This window comes from Hydrogenophaga sp. 5NK40-0174 (genome assembly GCF_040372165.1).
Lineage (GTDB): Bacteria > Pseudomonadota > Gammaproteobacteria > Burkholderiales > Burkholderiaceae_C > Hydrogenophaga.
Genome location: NZ_BAABWG010000003.1, coordinates 602,007 through 620,727, shown reverse-complemented (window position 1 = coordinate 620,727; position 18,721 = coordinate 602,007). Strand labels below are relative to the sequence as shown.

The following is an 18,721-nucleotide window of genomic DNA, read 5'->3' as shown; positions in this document are numbered from 1 at the left end:
GAACCACCGCCTATTCTCTACCCAAATGCTGAGTATGGCCGATGTCAGCCCGCCGCCACAGGCCGTATCTGTCAAGGCAAAACAGGCCTACACTTGCGCCCATGATGAAGGTGCTTCTTGCGGAAGACGACCAGCTCCTCGGATCTGGCGTAGAGCGCGCACTCCAGCAGGCCGGCATGCGTATCGACTGGGTCCGCAATGGCGAGTCTGCAGAGACGGCGCTGTCCACGCACACCTACGATCTGCTCCTGCTCGACCTCGGCCTGCCGCGCCAGAACGGGCTCAAGTTGCTGCAGCGCATGCGGCAGGCAGAGAACCCTTTGCCCGTTCTGGTGGTTTCCGCGCGAGACGCCATCAAAGACCGTGTAGGCGCGCTGAACCTGGGCGCCGACGACTACCTGACCAAACCCTTCGACCTGGATGAACTGATTGCCCGCATGCACGCGCTGGTCCGTCGGCGAGGGGGCCGTGCCACCCCGGACCTCAAGGCCGGCAGCCTGACGATGCAGCCGCAGTCCCGCGATGTCACCCTCGACGGCGAGCCCCTGCAACTCTCCCAAAAGGAATTTGACCTGCTGCACATTCTGATGGAGACGCCAGGCACCGTGCGTTCCCGGGAGGAGATGGAGGAACGCATGTACAGCTGGGAAAAGGACATCGGCAGCAACGCGGTGGAAGTTCATCTTCACAACCTCCGGCGAAAGCTCGGCGGCAACTGGATCCGAAACGTTCGCGGCGTCGGCTACAAACTCGTACCGCCGGATTCGGCATGACAGCGCCCAAGGTCCGGTCCATCCGCTCCAGGCTGCTTCGGTGGCAGTTCGGCGCCTTGCTGGTCACAGCTGCCATCGCCGCTGGCGTGGCCTACTTCGCAGCCTGGAAAGGCTTCAACCGGGTGCGCGATCACGGGCTTGAGGAGATTGCCCAGTCGGTTGCCCGTCATGGCACCATTGAAGCACCGCGTCTGGACAACGAAAACCGCCCGGACCTCGGCGAGTTCGTCAGTCAGGTCTGGCGGCTGGACGGGCAACTCAGCTACTCATCCCTGGCCGACATCGGCCCCCCGTTGCAGACGCCAGGCATCCACCACGTCATTTGGCGCAACGAAGAATGGCGTGTCTTCACGCTGCGGGAAAAGCAGGAGCTGGTCCAGGTCGCGATGGCCGAGGGCAAGCGCCGGGAAGACTTCGTGGAATTGCTGCCCAGCCTCTTTCTGCCCATTGGCATCGTGCTGGTGCTGGCGCTGATGCTGCGCTCTGCCGTCGTCAACGCACTGGTCCCTCTCAACGACATGCGGGCCGAGATCGCCGCACGGGAAGTCAACGACCTGATGCCCCTGCGTACCGACAGGCTTCCTGACGAAGTGGCGCCAGTGGGCCAGGCGTTCAACGAACTGATGCGCAAAGTCGAACGCACACTGACCAGCCAACGACAGTTCGTCGCCGACGCTGCCCACGAACTCAACACACCATTGGCGGCCATCAAACTGCACGCACAGCTGGCCAGACGTGCGCGGGACGAGGCAGACCGGCTCGACGCCCTTGTTCAGCTTGAGCACGGCATCGACCGCGTTTCACACCTTGCACGCCAGTTGCTCCTGCTGGCCCGGCTGGAGCCCGACATGGCAGCGCCCGACATGGAGCCGGTTGCCTTGGCCAGGCTGGCAGGCCAATGCGTGGCGCAGTTCTCCGCACAGGCCGAGCAGCAAGGTGTGGATCTGGGCCTGCAAGTGCAGGCTGACTATTCAGTCCTGGCAGACCCCCATGGCTTGCAGGTACTCATCGACAACCTGATCGGCAATGCACTGCGCTATGCGCCGCGCGGCAGCCGAATTGACGTACTGATGCGACGCGATGAAGAGGGGCCACCCGAACTGTGCGTCATCGATGAAGGTCCAGGTATTTCGCCAGCCGACCGGCCACGGGTGCTGCAGCGCTTTGCACGCCTGGAGCCGGAAGACTCTTCGGGCAGCGGACTGGGCCTGGCGATCGTGGACTCTATCGTGAAGCAGATTGGCGGCGCCCTTTCTCTCGAAGACACGCCCGGCGGCGGCCTCACGGTTCGGATTCGCTTCGCGGGGGACCAGACCGCTTCCAAGCCCTGAGCCGTGCACAGCCCATGGCACTCAAATGGGCTTTGTCAGTGGCAGACAATTCAAACATGAATCTCACGCGCCGCCACCTGCTCACCAGCTCTGTCACGCTCGCGGCAGGCACCCGGTTTCCCCGGGCCTTCGCCGCAGACCGCTGCCCTGCGCTGCTCTCGCATCGTTTCCCGCGTCTGCAAGACGACGCGCCGCAGGACCTCTGCCAATACACGGGCAAGGTCATTCTGGTGGTGAACACGGCCAGCTATTGCGGCTTCACACCACAGTACAAGGGACTGGAAGCGCTACACGCCCAGTACGAAGCGCAAGGCCTGGTGATCCTGGGGTTTCCGTCCAACGACTTCGGCAAGCAGGAGCCTGGCAATGCCGAGCAGATTGCCGATCTTTGCTTCAACACCTATGGCGTCAAGTTCCCCATGTTCGACAAAAGCGTTGTCAAAGGGCCTGGCCGCAACCCCCTGTACGCACAGCTCGCCGAGGCCACCGGCGTGGCGCCTGGCTGGAATTTTCACAAGTACCTCATTGCCCGGGACGGCAAGAGCGTCATAAGCTACGCCAGCCAGGTCGAACCCATGAGCCTCGAGCTGACCCGGGCGATCGAGGCCGCGCTGAAGCAAACGCCATAGCGCCAGCCCTTGCGCACACTGGCTCGAACGCGCAGGCTTTGGCGGCACGCCGGAGACCATCGCGGCGTTTGTCGGACTGACACACGGCAACTGGTCGAGTGCGACGCCAAGTTCAAGGGAGCCGTCCCACCCCAGCTCGTGATCGCCTAGAGCGCCCCGCCCTCTTCGCACAAGGCCTTGAGCGCACTCAATGCCATGGGGTACTTCTCCAGGACAAACCCTTCGAAATTGGGCGAGACATCCACCTCGGCCGTCAGCTGGCAGCCGCCCGGCACATCCGCGTAGTGCCAGTTTTCGTAGGCACCGGCCCAGTCACGCGCCATGTCGCTGCTGGTATCCGGCACACCGTTGTCCACCATGCCCAGATGGTGCAGAGAAATTCGCTCGGCCGGCAGGTGCTCTGCCACTTCCGAGAGCATGCCCATGTTGTCGGGCCCCAGAAACCGGATGCGATCGCCCGGCTCCCACGATCCCTCAAAGCGGGACCCATCGCAAAAAGGCGCCGTCCAGACCTGGTAGGTTTCGGGACCGATCATGGCAGCCCATACCGCCTGGCGAGATGCAGCGATGGTGATTTCGAAGGTGAGTCGTTTCATGAAAATAGCTCCCGGCCTGAAGGTGTACACGTGATGTCGACGAAGCAGCTGCACCGGAATCGACAAGCATGCACAAGACCTTCCCCCCCTGGTCACAAGGTGGTTTTGCCCAAACGCCCAAGGTGCGTGAACCCGAATCCGCGCGTGTATTTCAACCCGTAGCCGAACAGACGGTCAACACCGATGTGGGCCAGCCAGATCAGGGCAGCGCACATCAGCACCGGTGCCGACAGCCACACACTGGCAGCCAGACACAACACCGGCCCGACATAGGAATGGGCCAGGTTGTAGCTCAGCGCGCCAATGCGGGGACCGGCCAGATAGCCCAGGAAGGACACATCCGGCAGCAGGACGAACCAGGCGAACGTGCTCCAGGCAAAACCGGCGTGCTGGTATGCCACCAGAGCAGCCACCAGAATGGCCAGACCTTCGAGCCGAAGCACCAGTTTGACGCCACCGGAGGCTGCGCCCGTGGACGGAGGGGTTTTCAATGACGTGTCAGACATGGAACAGGAACAGGAACAGGACAGCGAGGACAGGAACTACGCTCGCATCCTAGATGCAACAGCCGATCTTCGGGCAGCGCCTGCGCATCGATTCTTCTCGAAACGTTTCAGCCGAAGCTTGCGGGCAGCTCGCCGGCTCAGGTGAGCGATCCGCCATACCTGGGCAGGCCATCATCCTCAATCGGCCACCACGAAGCGGCGTTGTCGACGTGGAAATGAAAATCCACTTTCAATTCCAACGGCTCTTCCAGCAACCCGGCTCGAAGACGCACCACGTCCGGTCTGGACGTCCGTCTGCTCAGCACCGGCGATCCGCACCGGCTGCAAAACACCCGTTCCTTGCCCGGCGACGATTCAAAACTGCGCAGCAGGTCTTCGCCACAGAGAAACTCCAGGTCACGCTTGGCCACCGGGATGTTCGTGGCAAACGCGCTCCCCTGTGCCCGCCTGCATTGTGCGCAATGGCAAACCTGAACGGCTGCAAGCGCGCCCAGCACCCGATAGCGCACCCCGCCGCAAAGGCAAGCGCCCAGATGATGTTCCGTCGTCGCTTTCGATGTCATGTCGCCCCCAAGGACCGGTGATGGAAAAGCCTCTGTGAATGCCACGCTCACAGTTCGTTGGCGCCCTTGCCTGCCAGAATGCGGTCGCGAAACTTGCCCATCCGTGCCAGGCGGGTCTCCGGCTTCTTCGCAGTGGACAAGTTGATCACATAGCTTCGCTGCCGGCCAGGCGTGAGGCGGTGAAACGCTTGCGCCATGTCCGGGTCCGCATCCAGGGCATCCGTCAGCTCTACAGGCCACTGCATCTCGGGCTCAGACTTCGGCGGCTTCAAGCCTGCCTCGGCGTAGCCCATGGCTTCGGCCAGGTAGGCCCGGATGGTCGCCGCCATCGCCCTGGCTTCATCTGCCGAGGCAAATGACAACATGCTCGCATGCTGCGAGTTCTCGCCCTGCTTGCGCAGCACGGCTTTCGGGTCCTTCAGCAGTGCCGCATCCATGAAGTTCAGGCGAAAGTCCGCGCGGAACGCGCCAAGAATCGCAATGTTGCGCCCTGCATGCACATAAGTGGGGTGCCCCCATTTGGCCGTCTCTTCCAGCCCCGCATCGAGGCACAGCTGCCTCAGCACAGCGAGCCCGCTTTCCCATTGCCGGGCGGAGCAGTCCGACGTGTCAAAACGCTCGCACCGCCCGCAGCCCCGGGCAAAGAATTCATCCACACGCTTGATCATTGCCATGCCACAGCTCCCGCGCACCACGCGCCTCAAGACTATGGCGGCGAAAGACAGCAAAAGCAAGTCGGTGGTGTCCCACCTGCCAAGATGGAGGCTCCCAACAAAAAGCGCCCCGGTCATGCCGGGGCGCTTGCTTGCGCCGCACCGGGTCGCGGATCGTTCAGGCTCAGGCCCCCACGACGCCACCATCTTTTCGCGTGATCACAATGGTGGCCGAGCGTGGCCTCTGTCCTGCGCCATAGCCGGCGTTGGCCGGCCATTGGCTCTGATATTTGGCAGGGTCGCCAACATCGGCCATCCTGGTTTTTTCACCCGGATGCTGAATATTGATGAACAAGGCCCTGCCATCGGGCGTCTCGGTGATGCCCGTGATCTCCGAGCCTTTTGGCCCGACCAGGAATCGACGGAATGTCGCCGTCGTCTGCGCCTTGCCTACATGGGTACGCACCTGCCTGTCGCCATGGGTCAGCACTTTCTCCGCACCGTCACCAACTTGTCCGGGCAGCGCCGCCAGCAGCATGCAGTTGGTCTTGTCGGTGTACGCACCGTCATCGGTTTCGATCCAGCAAATGCCGCTGGCCTTGCTGAACACCAGCCCGTCCGGTGAAGAAAGGTCGTTCTCTTCCGTCAGACCCGACAGGTTGACGCTGCCGCGATCGGCCCCGGCTTCGGACGCAAACAGGAAGATGTCCCAGCGGAACGCACTGTCATGCGGCTGCGCCTCGGCCAGGCGAATGATGTGTCCATTGACGTTGCCCTGCTGTTCCTTGCCGCCCTTCATGTCGGTGTAAAAGCGGGGATTGGCGCTGTCCGTGGCTTCGGCGGTGCGCTTGCTGTTGTTGGTCAGCGTGATGTAGACCTCTCCATTCTTCGGGTTCACGCCCGCCCACTCCGGCCGGTCCATCTTGGTGGCCCCGACGGCATCAGCGGCCAATCGCGTGAACACGGCAATATCGGCGTCGCTCTTGAACCCGAACGACTGATCGCCTGCGACGGCTGGGTTCTTCAGTGACAGCTCTACCCAGGCACCCGTGCCGTCATCGTTGAACCGCGCGACGTAGAGCACTCCCTTGTTCAGATACTTGTCTCCCGCCGCCAGGCGGTTGGCGCCGCTGGCATCGGCCGGGTTCCACCTGGCGTCGGAGACGAATTTGTAGATGTACTCACCACGGGCGTCATCACCCATGTACGCAACGACCGGCTTGCCAGCACTGGGGCGGGCGAAGGTGATGTTCTCATGCCCCAGTCGGCCGAGGCTGGTGCGCTTGCGCAGCGCTGCCTTGCTGTCGTAAGGATCAATTTCCACCACATAGCCGAACGTGTTCATCTCGTTGCGGTAGTCTTCCCTGGCACTCGCGCCGCTGGCACTGTTGTTCCAGCGGGCAAAGCGGTCTTCTTTTCCGGCGCTCTCCCAGCCATGGCGGCTGGCCTTTCCAGCCTTGCGCCCATAGCGGTTCAGTCCGGTGACCTGCTTGTCGTTGCTGCGGGCAGCGTCGTCCTTTTCGTCTCGGTGAAAATAGCCGAACCAGTTCTCTTCACCACTGACGAAGGTGCCCCAGGGCGTGCGCCCTGCGCCGCAATTGTTGAGCGTGCCGCGGGCCTTTGTGCCGGTGGTGTCATAACGGGTGACCAGGTGTTCGCTGCCACGGGCTGCGCCATGGATCTCCGCCTCGGACATGGTCGTGATGCGGCGGTTGAATGGCGAGGCCTGCTGGTATGCCCAGCGCTGGCCATCGGTCTGCATCTCCACCACGCTCAGGCCATGGATCATGAGTTCCTTGTCCACCTCGGCGGGCGGTCGGGGCAGCTTGGCCGTGCCGCCATCGCTGTGCAGGAAGAATGAGGTCAGTTCTTCGTCGGTGGTCGCCTCATGGTTCATGGCAATCAGGCCGCGGGCCACAGCGGCATCCGAAGGTCGCCCTTGTGCGTCCAGACCAAACCATTCCATGCCGTCATGGTGATCGCCTGCGCGTTGCTCGAAAGCGGTATCGGTGCCATCGTTCTTGAACGCCGCAGTGGAGGCCGTCAGCGGATCGCCCAGCGCGTACACGACCTCGGCGGTATAGCCTTCCGGCACCACCACCGCATCGGCCAGACTCTTGGCAACAGGATTGAATCCCAGCTTGTCCGCGGGAGCCATTGGTCCGCTGCCTTGCGTGGCGCAACCTGCCAGCCCTGTGGCGGCCAGCGAGCCAAGGCCCGCCGCGCCCACAGCGCTGCGCAGGAGACCGCGCCGGCTCAGGCGGGCTTGCAGTACCTCGGCAATGCTGGGGTTGTCAGTGGGGTTGGAATTTTCAATGTTGAAATCGACTTCGGACGTCTGGTGCGATGGCTTCATGGGTGCTTTGAAAAGGTTGAACAGTCATAAACAGTTGCAACCCCCGATCATGCGGAGCCTTCATGACGGTTCCATGAAGTCGTCATGACGGGTTCATGACAACCATCCAGCCGGAAGCCCACACCTTTATTCGATCACCAGTTGCCTGATCCAGCGCGCATCGGCCGGCATCTCGTGCCTGAGATCCTCACTGTAAGGCGGCACCGTCAAGTCCTCAGGCGGTGCGGAAATCTCGTTCAAGTCGACCGCGGCCGGTGCGCCCACCAGCGCGTTGCCGTCGGCCTTGAATTCAAAGTAAAGGCCGTTCCAGAGGTTGGCACCGAACTCGGCCGGCGTCTTGTAGAAGAACAGCAAGCTGTGCTCCAGCCAGCGCAGGTCATCTGCCCGCACCGTGCCCGGCTGCTCATAGGGATAGGGCACGTAGCAGGTGATTTCCTTGTCATTGGGCAGGCACTTGAATTCGCGCATGGAGAGGAAGAAGTCGGTGAACTTCTCAACCTCCAGGTCCAGCTTGAACGTCGCTTGTCCTGCCTGGCCGGTTTTCTCAAAATGGAGCGCCGCCACTGGCGTTCGGGTGCCATCGGCAGCGACGGCATACACCGTCTTCCTGCCTTCGAACTCGAAGGCAGCGTACGCTGGCATGACCCACAATCCGGCCGTTGCCGCCACCAGCGCCAGCGTCACGCCGCGCCACTGACCACCCAAGCCTGCCCACCACGGCTTGTCTCCTTGCCCCATATCACTCGCTCCTGATCGGCGGCCCGTTGCATCCTGCATCCTGATACCAGTCACGAGAGCTTCCTGGGCCGAGGTTGTCGTTTGCCCAGCCTACACCCGTGTGCACGTTCAGCGAAAGAGGGCAAGACTCTACGCGCACCCTGCCGCCAGCCCTCGTGCTCGGAATAACTCGGCGTAGCCCGGCAGATACTTCGAATTTATTGGATTAATCATCATATTTATTCATGTTTTTTCGATATCTCAAGTTTGTTAACCTCTCCCCCCTGCCCTGGGTCCCTGGCTTTCGCCTGGTTCCCGGCGCCATGAATGCACCTGGAGATTCCAAAGAATGAAGAAACTGTTGTCAGTGTTGATGATCGCCCTGTCCGTGGGTTTGACGGCCGTACCCTTTGATGCCGAAGCCAAACGCCTGGGCGGCAGCCGCTCGCTGGGCATGAAGCGTCAGGCCACACCACCGCCGACCACTCCCAAGCAGACGCCTCCGACGACCAACGCCAACAGCCCGGCCACCGGCGCAGCGGCGGCCGCATCCAGCAAGAGTCGATGGCTCGGCCCTCTGGCGGGCCTGGCAGCAGGCCTTGGCCTGGCGGCCCTGGCGTCCTCGCTCGGCCTGGGTGAAGGATTTGGCTCTGTGCTGCTGATCATGCTTCTGGTTGGCGGCGCCATCATGCTGTTCCGCATGTTTGCCCGCCAACGCAGCGGCATGGCCATGGCCGGCCAAGGCGCAGGCCAGGGAATGGGCCAGGGCTTTGGCGGCCAGTCAGCCGGCTCACCACTGGACGCCTTCCGCCAGTCGGCCACACCTGGCCAGGCACCTTCCGGCACCGGCAGCACTGGCGCAGCGGGCGGGTTTCAAGGTATCGGATCGGGGCTGACCGGCTCAGCCGCAGCAGCGTCCACAGGAACGGCGGTCAACATTCCCGCCGACTTTGACACGGCTGCCTTTGAACGCCAGGCCAAGGTCAACTTCATCCGCCTGCAAGCCGCCAACGATGCTGGCAACCTGCAGGACCTCAAGGCCTTCACCACGCCCGAGATGTACGCCGAATTCGAAATGGACATCCGAGACCGCCAGGGCGTCACGCAATCGACCGAAGTACTCGACCTCAATGCCCAGGTATTCGAAGTCGTCGAAGAAGGTGCCTTGTACATCGCCAGCGTCCGCTTCACCGGCCAGTTGCGTGAAGACGGTGCCACCGCCGGCATTGACGAGATTTGGCACCTGACCAAGCCTGTGAGTGGTGCCGCCGGATGGATGCTGGCCGGGATTCAGCAGCCAAACTGATCCCCGAAAGCTCGAACCATTTCCATCAACAAGGGGCGTCTCCAGCAGGCGCCCCTTGTTCGTTTGGGTCGCGTCACATGGCATGCACCGTAACGCACTGCAATGTCACCTTGCGACACTCATGCGCCCGAAAGGCGTCGCCGCTGTTTCTGTTGCCAAATGACCGTCGCGACCCCGATCGCCGAAAACAGCAGATACACCGCCACGTAGCACCAGCCAGCGGGTCCGGAGTGCCCCACCGATTCGATGCCGGCGCTCGCTTCCAGCCACGACCAGGCCGGCATCAGCGCGATGGTGGTGACCAGCGCCAGCGGCAAGGCCAGCACCAGTACCAGCAAGGCCAACAGAGCTGTTCGCAACATGTTCAAGCGTCCTCCGGCAGTGCTTCGAACTCGGCCTTGCGTTGTTCAAACCACGCTTGCATGGCGGCAGGGTCTTTCATGAGCGACTGCATCTCACCCATGGCCTGCAGGTGTGCAGCGTCCTGTTGCTTGAGCATGGCGATGCCGTGCTGCTTGCTCAGCTCGGCCATCTCGTCAAAGGTATTGGCCTGAAACGCTTCGTCGCATGCGCCGCCAAGCTGTCTGCATGTCATGGTTTTCATGTTCGGTGCTCCGTCATCTGCCTTGCGCGGTGATCGAGGCCTTCAGCTTCGTTCACCGGCAAGGACATTCTGCAAGCGAATCAACGACAGATCAACGCGGTCACAGTCGCACGTTCATTCCGACGCCTGGGCCAGCCGGCACTGGATATTGAACATCAGCGCACTGAACCCGCTGGAGACGGAGAACCCTGACGTCAGTGTCTTGCCATCGCGTTGCCAGATGACTTTCAACACCCGACTTCTGGCGCCCCACTGGCCGGCATGCCAGCGGTCCTCCTCAACCCCAACGACTTCGTCAAACCGGATGCGGACTGGCTCGCGCGTGAGCAGGCGGTGAAAGCAGATCGATTCATCGTCGATGCTGAGTTTTCCATTGCCACGGGCCAGAAGGCCGTGGCGGGTACAGCGCTTCCACCATTTGCCTTCGACTTCCGTGCCGAAGTACTTGCCGTTGAATTCTGTTGCGATCAAGAAGGCTCTCCGCTTGAGAAGGGAAATGTCCGCGCCGAATCAGGCGCCCTCAGAAAAGACTGTACTTGGGGTGAGCCAGCAAAGGCATGGGTGGCGACGCCCCGTTCTTCACAGCGTCCAGGAACGGCCCCAGCTCGTTGCGGCACCAGTCATTGCGCTCCCGCATCCGGGGCGTGACCTTTTCTTCTATCCATTGGAGATAGTGCTCGGCCTGAGCCGGCTGCTTCTTGTCCAGCGCGTCGAAATAGAACACCAGGCCATAGGAAAAGGAGCTTTGGAAGATGATGTGGTCGGGAATGGCACCGTCCGTGTCCAGCGCATCCAGAATGGCATCGAAGCCTCGCGCGAGTGTGGCCCGGGGAAACTCGCCATGGACTAACGCCTTCAAGGCCGCCACGCCTTCGGGCAGGACACTGACCACTTCCTTGAGCCGCTGGGTCCAGACTTTCTGGCTGGCGCCCGGCTTCAGGTCCCAGGTACACAGGCCATTGATGCTCTTGTTGGCATCCACCCAATCGGTGTCGAGCAGCATGGGCAGCTGGCTGTAGAAATGCACGCCTTTCATGCTCGTGTCGGGCGAGCGTTGCTGCCATTTCAAGATCTTCGCATGCTGCACAGCCAATGTGATGTCCAGCCATTTGTCCCGCTTGCTGTAGGACGCCAGCGCCAGGTAGCGATGCTGCGCCCCGCCGCCTGGCGCGCCGTCATCAGTGGCTTCATCAGCGGCTTCATCTGTGAACCACAGCCAGCGCGATTCGTCGCCTTCGGCATCCACCTCCGCCCAGGCCAGCTGCCAGTCTTCTGCCTTGAAGTGGTCACCCAGGATGTCACTCACGCTCTGCAGCCGGTCGACCAGCGCGCTTTCTTTCTTCAGCTCTTTTTCATAGGCCTGTCGCAAGTCGTCTGGCGACCGGCCAGATTCCAGGACGAGTCTCGCCTTGAAGGCCTGCTCGAGAGAGTTGGCGTAGCGCAGCTCGCTGGACAGCGCCGGTACGGGAAACGACTTGTTTTTGCGCGCCGCTTTGGGCCAGTCATGCGCCGTCATGCGCTCACGTATGGCCAGAAGATCCCCGTCGTTCAGCCACGCCGACAACGCCGGCTTGACCCCTTGCTCGGCACCCAGATCGCCCTCCAGCACCTGGACCGCGAAAGCCGAGCACCACGTCAGCAGCAACGACGTCTCACCAAGGCTTTCAGACAAGGCTGTCATCTGCCGCACCAGTTGTGGCACCGTCATGGGCATCGGCGCAGGCACATCGCCGGTCTGACCCGCCGCCTTCAGGCGCCTCCAGCACGTATCTCCCGCTTCGCAATAGACAAACACCTGCCCGGACTCTCTTTGCGCGTACACGCCGCCTGCATCTGGCGCTTCCATGCTCGCGGGAATCCAGTCGCCTTCCTCTTCGCCTTCCATCAAGGCTTCGAGTTCAGCCGCATGCGTGGAGTAGTCAGGATGGTCGGCCAGCGCCATGCGTTTGACATAGCCGGACGCCAGCAACATGTCCATCACCCTGAAATGGGTGTAACTGGTATCGAACAACTCCTGGTAGCGGTACAAGGCGTTGAGCAGGGAGATCTTGTCCTGACGGCTCAGATCCGAACGATCCACCAGCCGTACCGAGTCCTCCACCAAATCCTCTATCTCGTGCATCGACATGCGTCTTCGACTCCCCTGTGCATTCTGATGACAGCTTCCCAACGAGCCAAGCTGCTCGTGCGCAAGCGCGAATCACCATATTACCGTCTGCACAGCGGTGACGCGGCCACTGTCCGTGGCTCCAACACCACCACCACCACCACCATCGCTCACAGTTTGTTCAGCAACGTCCGTTTCTTGCTTCGGATCGATTTGCGGTAGCGCGAGATGTCCACCCGATGCGTCTCGACAGCGGCGAGCACCTCATCTCGTGACATGGTGCCGGACAGCAAATGGGAGGAATACGATCGCAGCAGATCAGCGATGTCCCGCAGGTCGTCCAGCACCACGCTTTCGCCATTCTTCAGCTCGTTGATGAGCCGCGGCACTTCGGCGTAGTGGGTGATCGACACACTGAAGCGCGTGGGATCAAACACCTGGTCGAATTTGTCCGCCAACTGATAGAGGCCGGCACAGATGTGGTGCTCGTGGTAGCTGCCCATCAGCTTGCCATCGACGTCGGCCAGGTACTTGGCCAGCTCTCCATCGTTCTCCGAGAACTTGGCGCCGACCAGGTAGGAATCGGTGAGGACCAGGGCACGGTCCAGCTCGTCGCCCAGCTTGCCTACCACTTCGCGTATCTCATGCCGCGCGGCGGCATTGGTGGAGGCACCCAGCGAGATGATGGCTTTGGCGGCGTCGAGAAAGGCTTTGAAGCTCATGGCAGTCTCCTGTCGATTCCGGCAACCGGACCATTCTGATGCAATCTGGCCGGTGCGTATGCCCCTTCTTTGGGGGCATGGCTTCCGTGCGACGCCGCGATGCGCATCGTTTGCCGCTCGCCGGCGATCACATGGAAATGTCTAAGCACCCAAACAAAAAAAAGCCCCAGCACATCGTGCGGGGGCCTGACGCATCGCTCTGAGGCGATATGTTCTTTATTCAGGGTACGCCTGCTTGCGGTCCCATGCGGGCAAGATTTGCTTTTGCACCTCTGCCTTTTCCAGTGACGGGTAAACCATCACGAATTTGTTGCGTACGGTATCCCAGTCGTCCGAAACTTCCACGTCAAACGCACCACCACTGGCACCTGTCACCGCCTGGTCCAGCACCGGAATCACGCCACCGGCACGCGGCTCGTCATCCTTGCGTTCGCGCACAGCCGCATTGACGTGACCGATGTAGAACACGCCAGGCGACTTGAAGGACAAGGTTTGCATGATTGGCGTGTGGAAATGCCCGATGAAAGGGAAAGCTTGCGCCATGGACGACATGCCACCAAACAGATATTCGCCCGGGTCCAGCTCCATGGATAGGAAGTACTGGTGAGGCATGACTTTCTCATCATCGGTCTCGGGAGGAATCTGTGTGGCTGCCTCATCGGGCTGGAAGTTGAAGCGCTGCTCCTTGGAATCCGCGTTCGGCACTTCGAAATGGGCCACGATCAACTTCGGTTGGTAACGGGTTTTGTAGTTGTTGGCCAGAGACACGTGCATCAGCACGGTCACTTTGTCTTCTTTGGGGGCTTTGCCTTCCGACAAAGCCATGGGCAGGCGCGTCGCGCAACCGGCGAGCAAGGCACTGGCGGCCACGGTCAACAGCGCGCCCAGACGGAACAGACGGTTCATGGAATTCCCCCTTTGTTTATCCGTGTGTTGTTAGTAGATGAGTGTGATGTAGCAAATTGCTACCGCCGAGAAGTTTAGGTGCACGGCGGCCCATTGGGCAGTCACTGCACTGCCAGACTTGCCAGGGGACAAGCATTTCGTGGTCTTTCACCAACGAAGCCGTTTGCAGGTGTGTGACGCCTGTCACGCCCGCGCACCCCGGCACTGTCGCCGCGGCCTGCTCAGTCACTCTGGGCGCCCTCATCATGCCGCTTTCAAATCACAGTGGCGGCGCATAAGGCGACATCCAGTAGACCCCCTGCCCCACCAGGTACAGCAGTACCAGGCCGAGCCACAACAGATTGCGCCAGGCCGATGCCGATACTGATATGCCTACAAACCCCAAAGCGGCCGCCATCCACAACCACCCGGAGATCACAGCGCTCAAGCCTTCTTGGGTTTTGATGCCACCCCTCCCGCCGGTGGTGAGATGCTGGTCGACGATGCCGATCCAGCCCAGGCTCGCGCAAATGGCGGCCATGACCAGGACGGCAAAGGTCAGCAGGTGCCGGGGCTTCATGTGTGTTGCCGGTGCTTCGGACACCGCTGTCAACGATGCGGTTCGTCAGCGTTCGTGGAAGCACCGCTGCAGACGTCGTGCAAGCCGGCCCAGAAAGTCTGCACCTGCACCGCCTGAGGTGACGCGTAAGCGAGTTTGGATTTGCATATGAATGATCGAACTGCACGGCAGCCGTCAAGACCGGCGCGCAGGTGGTGCACAAAGGCGTCAGTCTAGATGATCTCGTACTACATGATGGCCAAGGCTTGCCCCATTCGTGTATCCGCGCGCAACCGCGTCGGCGCGCCGCGACACCATCACGTCGCCCGTGCAACCGCAGCAGCCCGGAAACCATCCAGCACATTGACCACATTGACGCCGAAATCTTCAACCGCATACCCACCTTCCAGTGTGAACACTGTTGGCAGCTTCATGGCCTCCAGCCTGCGGCCGATGGCCAGGTAGTCGTCGCTGGCCAGCGTGAAGCTCGATATCGGGTCTCCTTCGAAGGTGTCCACGCCAAGGGCCACCACCAGCGCCTCCGCACCGTGCGAGCGAATGTGCTGCACGCCTGCCTCGAGTGCATGCATCCAGTCTGCCGTGCCGGTCCCCACGGGCAGGGGCAGATTGATGTTGCACCCCACCCCGTCGCCCTCTCCGGTTTCGTCGGCATGACCGAGAAAAAACGGGTATTCGGTCACCGGGTCTCCGTGGATGGAAACGGTGAGCACATCGCTGCGTCCATAAAAGATGCTCTGGGTGCCGTTGCCGTGGTGGTAGTCGACATCGAGCACCGCCACCCGTTTTGCGCCAAGCTCGCGCAGTGTTTGCGCCGCCACTGCAGCGTTGTTGATGAAGCAATAGCCCCCAAAGAAATCGTGGCCTGCGTGATGCCCGGGCGGCCGGGTCAGGGCCACACCTGCACGCGCCGCATCACCGCCGGTGCCAACGGCCCTGGCGGCGGCCATGGCACAGCCGGCACCCTCCCAGGCCGCCTGCCAAGTGCCTGCCGTCAGCGGGGTTCCGGTGTCGAAGGAGTACAAGCCCATGCGTGCAGCGAAGTTCAGCGGCTCCCGGTCATGGCGAAACCCGCGCACCGGCCAGACCGATGGAAAGGCATCTCTGGCCTGGTTGGCCGGGTCCAGCGCCAACCATTCGGCCCAGGCCGATTCAAGAAACCGCAGATACGCCGGACTGTGCACCTTCTCGAGCACCGCCCGCGATGGCGGAGGCGCAGCTTCCAGCGCCGCCAGAGGCCGCCGCTCCAGTTCTGCCAGCACGTGGTCGAGCCGCTGCGGCACCTCGTGGCATGGCACCAGCCGCCCCCGGTACATCTCCTGCTGGCCAGCATGCACCGCATGCGTCCCGTTGACAAAGATACGCATGGTGTCAATCGTCCTTACCGACGCCAATATCAAAATGCAGCACATCCTCCCGCACACCCAGCTTGGTGTACAGGGCAATGGCAGGCTCGTCTTCAGGCTGAGTGTCGGCCTGGACAAACATCACCCATGCGCCGCGCTCGGCGGCGATCGCACCAAGACGACCGATCAGGGCCGTCGCCACGCCCTGCCTCCGGTGCGAAGACCTGACGGCCAGATCGTAGATGTAGACCTCGCTGCGCTCCTGCTCGAACTTCTTCAGCTCATAGGCAGCAAGCCCCCCCACCACCGCTTCGCCATCCATGGCCACCAGGGCCATGAACGAGTCCCCGCTGAGCAGTTGGCGAAGATAGGCCTGACCGGGACGCCTGGCGGTGTAGGTCTGCTCATCGTCGAACACCTCGCCAAACATCTGCAGCAAGGCATTCATCAGGTCGACATCGTCGGGCTGAAGAAGGTGAATGTCAGTCATGAGAGGATGCGGCGTCTTGCCGTCTTCAGGTATCAGTCGTCATCCGGGTGCGAATCAGGCTGGCGTGCATCCGGCCGGCGCCTTCGCCTCGCCGGAAGCAGACCCCAGTACCCGAACAATGCCATGAACGGAAGCGCCAGTACACCAAAGACGATCAGCCTCCCGATGACGGTCCCCAGAAAATCCTGAAACAGCTCCAGCATTCAATTGCTTTCGTTCATCTGATGAATGAAGAGCAGCGCCTCAGGCATCACTCATGCTGCGTGCTCTCCCGCCAATTCACCACGGCAAAGTAGAAGATGAAATTATCCCCGCCGCGTCGCACCACCTGAAAGGTGTTGGTGCCCTGCACCAGCGTACCAGGATTGATGCGAGCCATCTGGGTGACCGGCTTGTCGTCTGCGTCCATGATGGGCAGGAACGGCAGCTCCGTATCGTTGATGAGAATGGTGTGGCTCAGCGAGTTCACCTGCGTGTGGTTGAACAGCACATACGCATCATCGACCGGCCGCCCTTCGATCCGAAACCGCTTCTTGGTGCTGTGGCTGCCCATAAAGGGAAAATCAGTGTTCAGGTCGGCCTCGTTGTCCCCCAGATGCTCGTTGATCATGATGAGGTTGAAGTCTGATCTGGCAATGCCCATGGTCTTCTCCTTCGAGTCAATGGTGAAAAGAAGTGGATGCGATCACGTCGCGTGCCGCCCGGAGACGACCCTCGACTTCTACCCCTTTTCCTTTCTGGCCAACAGGGACAGGCGGCTGTTTGCGCGAAGACACGTCCACCCCATTGAGTAGCCAAACCGGTGTCATCCTTCTCCCGCCCAACACACCGGCATACCGGCGCATCGGCACATTGCCCCGTCACGCCATGACCCCATCACCGCACAAAATGTCAAAACGGCTGACGCATCCTGTCGCACAGTCGGACTCCATCAATGAACCCGAATGGAGTCCATCTCATGTCCCAGACACTCGTCGTACGCTACACACCTCGCGAGCACTCAAACACCGCCAAGCTCTTGAGCGCCGTCATGGCCAGGCTGGGCAGCCAGCACCAGCCGGATGTACTCGATCTGGTGGCCACACCCGTGCAGCAACACTCATCGGCGACCATCAACGCCTTGCTCAAGCGCAATTTCGGCGGCCAGACACTGAGCGCTGCCGAACAAGCCGTCGTCAACGCACCGGACAGCGTCATGCAGCGCCTGCTCCATGCAGACCGGATCGTGCTCGCATTTCCCTTCTACAACTTCTCTGTCCCGGCGGCGGTCAAGGCCTGGCTGGATGCGGTGATCCAAAAGGGCAAGACGTTTGACATCTCCGGGAACGGACAGTTTGAAGGTCTTTGCCACGGCAAAAAAGCCTTGATCCTCATGACCAGCGGCGGCGACTATGGACAACCCGCGACAGAGGCCATGAACCTGGCCACACCGCTGGTACAGAACTGCTTTTCGCTTCTGGGTGTGGAGAGCCGGGCTGTGTCGGCGATGGGCATGGATGTCTACCCGGGACAATCCGGGACAATCCTTGAGAAAGCCGTGACAGACGCCGCCGATGCCCTGGACTGGATGGCGTAACCTGCACCGCCGCTCATATCGACACTCGACGCCCCACTCCCGACTCCCGACATGCCAACCTGACCAGACATGCACTACCTGGACCAAGTTCAAGCGGCCATCGACTACATCGAGCGCCACATCGAAGAAGAGCTGGCGCTGGAGCCGGGCCTGGTTGCCCGGCAGGCTGGCCTGAGCCAGTGGCATTTTCAGCGCATCTTCAGGGCCTTGAGCAATGAGACGCTCAAGTCCTACATTCGCTCGCGGCGCCTCTCCAATGCCATGCACAAGCTTGTTTCCAGCAACGAGCGAGTGCTGGAGATCGCGCTGGCCGCCGGGTTCGAGAGCCAGGAAAGCTTCTCGCGCGCCTTCAAGAAGGCGTTTGACATGACGCCGGGTGAAGCCCGCAAGCGCGATGCCCGAACCTTTCTCTACCGCAAGCTGCGCATCGATGCCGACTACCTGCAACACCTGCATCGGCACATTGCTTCGCACGAGCCTCAAATCATCGCCATGCCAGCCCGTTGTTTCGTGGGCATGGAGACCACCTTCTTCAGCATCGACTCCGAGCGGGACAACATCGCAGAGAAACTCCCGCCACTCTGGGATGCTTTCGTCCCGCGCATGGGAGAGATTGAAGGCGCCGTGCCGCAATGGGCCTTTGGAATCATTGCGCAATCGGAGGCCAAAACCGACAAGCTCCGCTACCTGGCGGCATGCGAGGTTCCAGAGGACAGCGTCAAAGCGCTGCCACCGGGGATGCAGCTGTGGCGCCTGCCCGCCAGGCGGTACGCCCGCTTCGAGCACAGGGGCGAGACCACCTTGCTCAACAACACCGTCAACTACATCTATTCCAGCTGGCTGCTGAGCGCGCCCTTCCGGCACAGCCTCGATGCCGACGTCGAAGAGTACGGCCCCGACTTCCAGCCCGGCTCGCCGGAATCAAGGATCACTTACACCATTCCGCTGGCGGATGATGCGCCGGCGATCTGAGCCGCCGGCCGG

General features: G+C 61.5%; 23 protein-coding genes. 6 read left to right on the top strand and 17 right to left on the bottom strand.

Translation table 11 applies throughout. The annotated features are described in order from the left end of the window. Positions 1 to 104: 104 nt before the first annotated feature. From ABWV89_RS12530 to ABWV89_RS12520, 3 genes are read left to right on the top strand one after another with little or no spacing between them, the layout of a single operon-like run. The gene (locus tag ABWV89_RS12530) at positions 105 to 773 is read left to right on the top strand and encodes a response regulator (RefSeq protein ID WP_353397535.1); all 669 of its coding nucleotides are present in this window, start codon (positions 105 to 107) and stop codon (positions 771 to 773) included. Further along, entirely contained in the window at positions 770 to 2,104 is a 1,335-nt protein-coding gene (locus ABWV89_RS12525; RefSeq protein ID WP_353397166.1) for a sensor histidine kinase, read from the top strand. The genes ABWV89_RS12530 and ABWV89_RS12525 overlap by 4 nt, the downstream gene beginning before the upstream one ends. A 56-nt stretch (positions 2,105 to 2,160) precedes the next feature. After that, entirely contained in the window at positions 2,161 to 2,733 is a 573-nt protein-coding gene (locus ABWV89_RS12520; protein WP_353397165.1) for a glutathione peroxidase, read from the top strand. 146 nt (positions 2,734 to 2,879) lie between these two features. On the opposite strand, the gene ABWV89_RS12515 is transcribed toward ABWV89_RS12520, so the two are convergent. The 6 genes from ABWV89_RS12515 to ABWV89_RS12490 form a co-directional block, all read right to left on the bottom strand. Then, positions 2,880 to 3,329: an SRPBCC family protein gene (locus ABWV89_RS12515; RefSeq protein WP_353397163.1), complete on the bottom strand. Its 450-nt coding sequence runs from the start codon at positions 3,327 to 3,329 to the stop codon at positions 2,880 to 2,882. Between the two features lie 92 nt (positions 3,330 to 3,421). Then, positions 3,422 to 3,835 carry a DUF4260 domain-containing protein gene (locus tag ABWV89_RS12510; RefSeq protein ID WP_353397161.1) on the bottom strand — a complete coding sequence of 138 codons (414 nt, stop codon included), beginning with the start codon at positions 3,833 to 3,835 and terminating at the stop codon, positions 3,422 to 3,424. Between the two features lie 137 nt (positions 3,836 to 3,972). Then, complete coding sequence (locus tag ABWV89_RS12505) at positions 3,973 to 4,398, bottom strand: GFA family protein (protein ID WP_353397159.1); 426 nt, start codon at positions 4,396 to 4,398, stop codon at positions 3,973 to 3,975. A 47-nt stretch (positions 4,399 to 4,445) separates the two neighbouring features. Beyond that, positions 4,446 to 5,072 carry a YdeI/OmpD-associated family protein gene (locus tag ABWV89_RS12500; RefSeq protein WP_353397158.1) on the bottom strand — a complete coding sequence of 209 codons (627 nt, stop codon included), beginning with the start codon at positions 5,070 to 5,072 and terminating at the stop codon, positions 4,446 to 4,448. Positions 5,073 to 5,235: 163 nt separating this feature from the next. Then, a complete protein-coding gene (locus ABWV89_RS12495; protein WP_353397156.1) occupies positions 5,236 to 7,407 on the bottom strand; it encodes a PhoX family protein in 2,172 nt (723 codons plus the stop codon). Between the two features lie 126 nt (positions 7,408 to 7,533). Then, on the bottom strand, positions 7,534 to 8,145 hold the full coding sequence (locus ABWV89_RS12490) for a hypothetical protein (protein ID WP_353397154.1): 612 nt from the start codon (positions 8,143 to 8,145) through the stop codon (positions 7,534 to 7,536). 328 nt (positions 8,146 to 8,473) lie between these two features. Between ABWV89_RS12490 and ABWV89_RS12485 the strand changes: the two genes are divergently transcribed. Beyond that, positions 8,474 to 9,430, top strand: a complete 957-nt coding sequence (locus ABWV89_RS12485) for a Tim44 domain-containing protein (protein ID WP_353397152.1) — start codon at positions 8,474 to 8,476, stop codon at positions 9,428 to 9,430. A 119-nt stretch (positions 9,431 to 9,549) separates the two neighbouring features. Here the strand turns inward: ABWV89_RS12485 and ABWV89_RS12480 are convergent, their stop codons facing one another. The 11 genes from ABWV89_RS12480 to ABWV89_RS12430 all read right to left on the bottom strand — a co-directional run bounded on the left by ABWV89_RS12480 (position 9,550) and on the right by ABWV89_RS12430 (position 16,804). After that, a complete protein-coding gene (locus tag ABWV89_RS12480) occupies positions 9,550 to 9,792 on the bottom strand; it encodes a hypothetical protein (protein ID WP_353397150.1) in 243 nt (80 codons plus the stop codon). 2 nt (positions 9,793 to 9,794) lie between these two features. Then, positions 9,795 to 10,034 (bottom strand): hypothetical protein, encoded by a 240-nt coding sequence (locus ABWV89_RS12475; protein WP_353397148.1) that lies wholly within the window; start codon positions 10,032 to 10,034, stop codon positions 9,795 to 9,797. Between the two features lie 114 nt (positions 10,035 to 10,148). After that, positions 10,149 to 10,505 carry a PH-like domain-containing protein gene (locus ABWV89_RS12470; RefSeq protein WP_353397146.1) on the bottom strand — a complete coding sequence of 119 codons (357 nt, stop codon included), beginning with the start codon at positions 10,503 to 10,505 and terminating at the stop codon, positions 10,149 to 10,151. Between the two features lie 49 nt (positions 10,506 to 10,554). Then, positions 10,555 to 12,162 carry a hypothetical protein gene (locus ABWV89_RS12465; RefSeq protein ID WP_353397144.1) on the bottom strand — a complete coding sequence of 536 codons (1,608 nt, stop codon included), beginning with the start codon at positions 12,160 to 12,162 and terminating at the stop codon, positions 10,555 to 10,557. A gap of 149 nt (positions 12,163 to 12,311) precedes the next feature. Next, the gene (locus ABWV89_RS12460; protein ID WP_353397143.1) at positions 12,312 to 12,863 is read right to left on the bottom strand and encodes a hypothetical protein; all 552 of its coding nucleotides are present in this window, start codon (positions 12,861 to 12,863) and stop codon (positions 12,312 to 12,314) included. Between the two features lie 216 nt (positions 12,864 to 13,079). After that, a complete protein-coding gene (locus ABWV89_RS12455; RefSeq protein ID WP_353397142.1) occupies positions 13,080 to 13,769 on the bottom strand; it encodes a hypothetical protein in 690 nt (229 codons plus the stop codon). 259 nt (positions 13,770 to 14,028) lie between these two features. After that, positions 14,029 to 14,328: a hypothetical protein gene (locus tag ABWV89_RS12450; RefSeq protein WP_353397141.1), complete on the bottom strand. Its 300-nt coding sequence runs from the start codon at positions 14,326 to 14,328 to the stop codon at positions 14,029 to 14,031. A gap of 296 nt (positions 14,329 to 14,624) precedes the next feature. Next, positions 14,625 to 15,692, bottom strand: coding sequence for a histone deacetylase family protein (locus tag ABWV89_RS12445; RefSeq protein WP_353397139.1), 1,068 nt, complete (start codon positions 15,690 to 15,692; stop codon positions 14,625 to 14,627). Positions 15,693 to 15,696: 4 nt separating this feature from the next. Next, entirely contained in the window at positions 15,697 to 16,161 is a 465-nt protein-coding gene (locus ABWV89_RS12440; protein WP_353397137.1) for an AAC(3)-I family aminoglycoside N-acetyltransferase, read from the bottom strand. 32 nt (positions 16,162 to 16,193) lie between these two features. Further along, entirely contained in the window at positions 16,194 to 16,364 is a 171-nt protein-coding gene (locus ABWV89_RS12435) for a hypothetical protein (RefSeq protein WP_353397135.1), read from the bottom strand. Positions 16,365 to 16,411: 47 nt separating this feature from the next. Then, complete coding sequence (locus tag ABWV89_RS12430; RefSeq protein WP_353397133.1) at positions 16,412 to 16,804, bottom strand: DUF7383 domain-containing protein; 393 nt, start codon at positions 16,802 to 16,804, stop codon at positions 16,412 to 16,414. 315 nt (positions 16,805 to 17,119) lie between these two features. On the opposite strand from ABWV89_RS12430, the gene ABWV89_RS12425 reads away from it, so the two are divergent. Together ABWV89_RS12425 and ABWV89_RS12420 are read left to right on the top strand one after the other, a co-directional pair. After that, a complete protein-coding gene (locus tag ABWV89_RS12425) occupies positions 17,120 to 17,737 on the top strand; it encodes an FMN-dependent NADH-azoreductase (protein WP_353397131.1) in 618 nt (205 codons plus the stop codon). 69 nt (positions 17,738 to 17,806) lie between these two features. Then, positions 17,807 to 18,709 (top strand): AraC family transcriptional regulator, encoded by a 903-nt coding sequence (locus ABWV89_RS12420; RefSeq protein ID WP_353397129.1) that lies wholly within the window; start codon positions 17,807 to 17,809, stop codon positions 18,707 to 18,709. Positions 18,710 to 18,721 lie beyond the last annotated feature (12 nt).

What these genes read in the sequence shown, in the direction of transcription:
- ABWV89_RS12530 (WP_353397535.1), top strand. Translation starts at nt 105, where the DNA reads ATGAAGGTGCTTCTTGCGGAAGACGACCAGCTCCTCGGATCTGGCGTA.
- ABWV89_RS12525 (WP_353397166.1), top strand. Translation starts at nt 770, where the DNA reads ATGACAGCGCCCAAGGTCCGGTCCATCCGCTCCAGGCTGCTTCGGTGG.
- ABWV89_RS12520 (WP_353397165.1), top strand. Translation starts at nt 2,161, where the DNA reads ATGAATCTCACGCGCCGCCACCTGCTCACCAGCTCTGTCACGCTCGCG.
- ABWV89_RS12515 (WP_353397163.1), bottom strand. Translation starts at nt 3,329, where the DNA reads ATGAAACGACTCACCTTCGAAATCACCATCGCTGCATCTCGCCAGGCG.
- ABWV89_RS12510 (WP_353397161.1), bottom strand. Translation starts at nt 3,835, where the DNA reads ATGTCTGACACGTCATTGAAAACCCCTCCGTCCACGGGCGCAGCCTCC.
- ABWV89_RS12505 (WP_353397159.1), bottom strand. Translation starts at nt 4,398, where the DNA reads ATGACATCGAAAGCGACGACGGAACATCATCTGGGCGCTTGCCTTTGC.
- ABWV89_RS12500 (WP_353397158.1), bottom strand. Translation starts at nt 5,072, where the DNA reads ATGGCAATGATCAAGCGTGTGGATGAATTCTTTGCCCGGGGCTGCGGG.
- ABWV89_RS12495 (WP_353397156.1), bottom strand. Translation starts at nt 7,407, where the DNA reads ATGAAGCCATCGCACCAGACGTCCGAAGTCGATTTCAACATTGAAAAT.
- ABWV89_RS12490 (WP_353397154.1), bottom strand. Translation starts at nt 8,145, where the DNA reads ATGGGGCAAGGAGACAAGCCGTGGTGGGCAGGCTTGGGTGGTCAGTGG.
- ABWV89_RS12485 (WP_353397152.1), top strand. Translation starts at nt 8,474, where the DNA reads ATGAAGAAACTGTTGTCAGTGTTGATGATCGCCCTGTCCGTGGGTTTG.
- ABWV89_RS12480 (WP_353397150.1), bottom strand. Translation starts at nt 9,792, where the DNA reads ATGTTGCGAACAGCTCTGTTGGCCTTGCTGGTACTGGTGCTGGCCTTG.
- ABWV89_RS12475 (WP_353397148.1), bottom strand. Translation starts at nt 10,034, where the DNA reads ATGAAAACCATGACATGCAGACAGCTTGGCGGCGCATGCGACGAAGCG.
- ABWV89_RS12465 (WP_353397144.1), bottom strand. Translation starts at nt 12,162, where the DNA reads ATGTCGATGCACGAGATAGAGGATTTGGTGGAGGACTCGGTACGGCTG.
- ABWV89_RS12460 (WP_353397143.1), bottom strand. Translation starts at nt 12,863, where the DNA reads ATGAGCTTCAAAGCCTTTCTCGACGCCGCCAAAGCCATCATCTCGCTG.
- ABWV89_RS12455 (WP_353397142.1), bottom strand. Translation starts at nt 13,769, where the DNA reads ATGAACCGTCTGTTCCGTCTGGGCGCGCTGTTGACCGTGGCCGCCAGT.
- ABWV89_RS12450 (WP_353397141.1), bottom strand. Translation starts at nt 14,328, where the DNA reads ATGAAGCCCCGGCACCTGCTGACCTTTGCCGTCCTGGTCATGGCCGCC.
- ABWV89_RS12445 (WP_353397139.1), bottom strand. Translation starts at nt 15,692, where the DNA reads ATGCGTATCTTTGTCAACGGGACGCATGCGGTGCATGCTGGCCAGCAG.
- ABWV89_RS12440 (WP_353397137.1), bottom strand. Translation starts at nt 16,161, where the DNA reads ATGACTGACATTCACCTTCTTCAGCCCGACGATGTCGACCTGATGAAT.
- ABWV89_RS12435 (WP_353397135.1), bottom strand. Translation starts at nt 16,364, where the DNA reads ATGCTGGAGCTGTTTCAGGATTTTCTGGGGACCGTCATCGGGAGGCTG.
- ABWV89_RS12430 (WP_353397133.1), bottom strand. Translation starts at nt 16,804, where the DNA reads ATGGGCATTGCCAGATCAGACTTCAACCTCATCATGATCAACGAGCAT.
- ABWV89_RS12425 (WP_353397131.1), top strand. Translation starts at nt 17,120, where the DNA reads ATGTCCCAGACACTCGTCGTACGCTACACACCTCGCGAGCACTCAAAC.
- ABWV89_RS12420 (WP_353397129.1), top strand. Translation starts at nt 17,807, where the DNA reads ATGCACTACCTGGACCAAGTTCAAGCGGCCATCGACTACATCGAGCGC.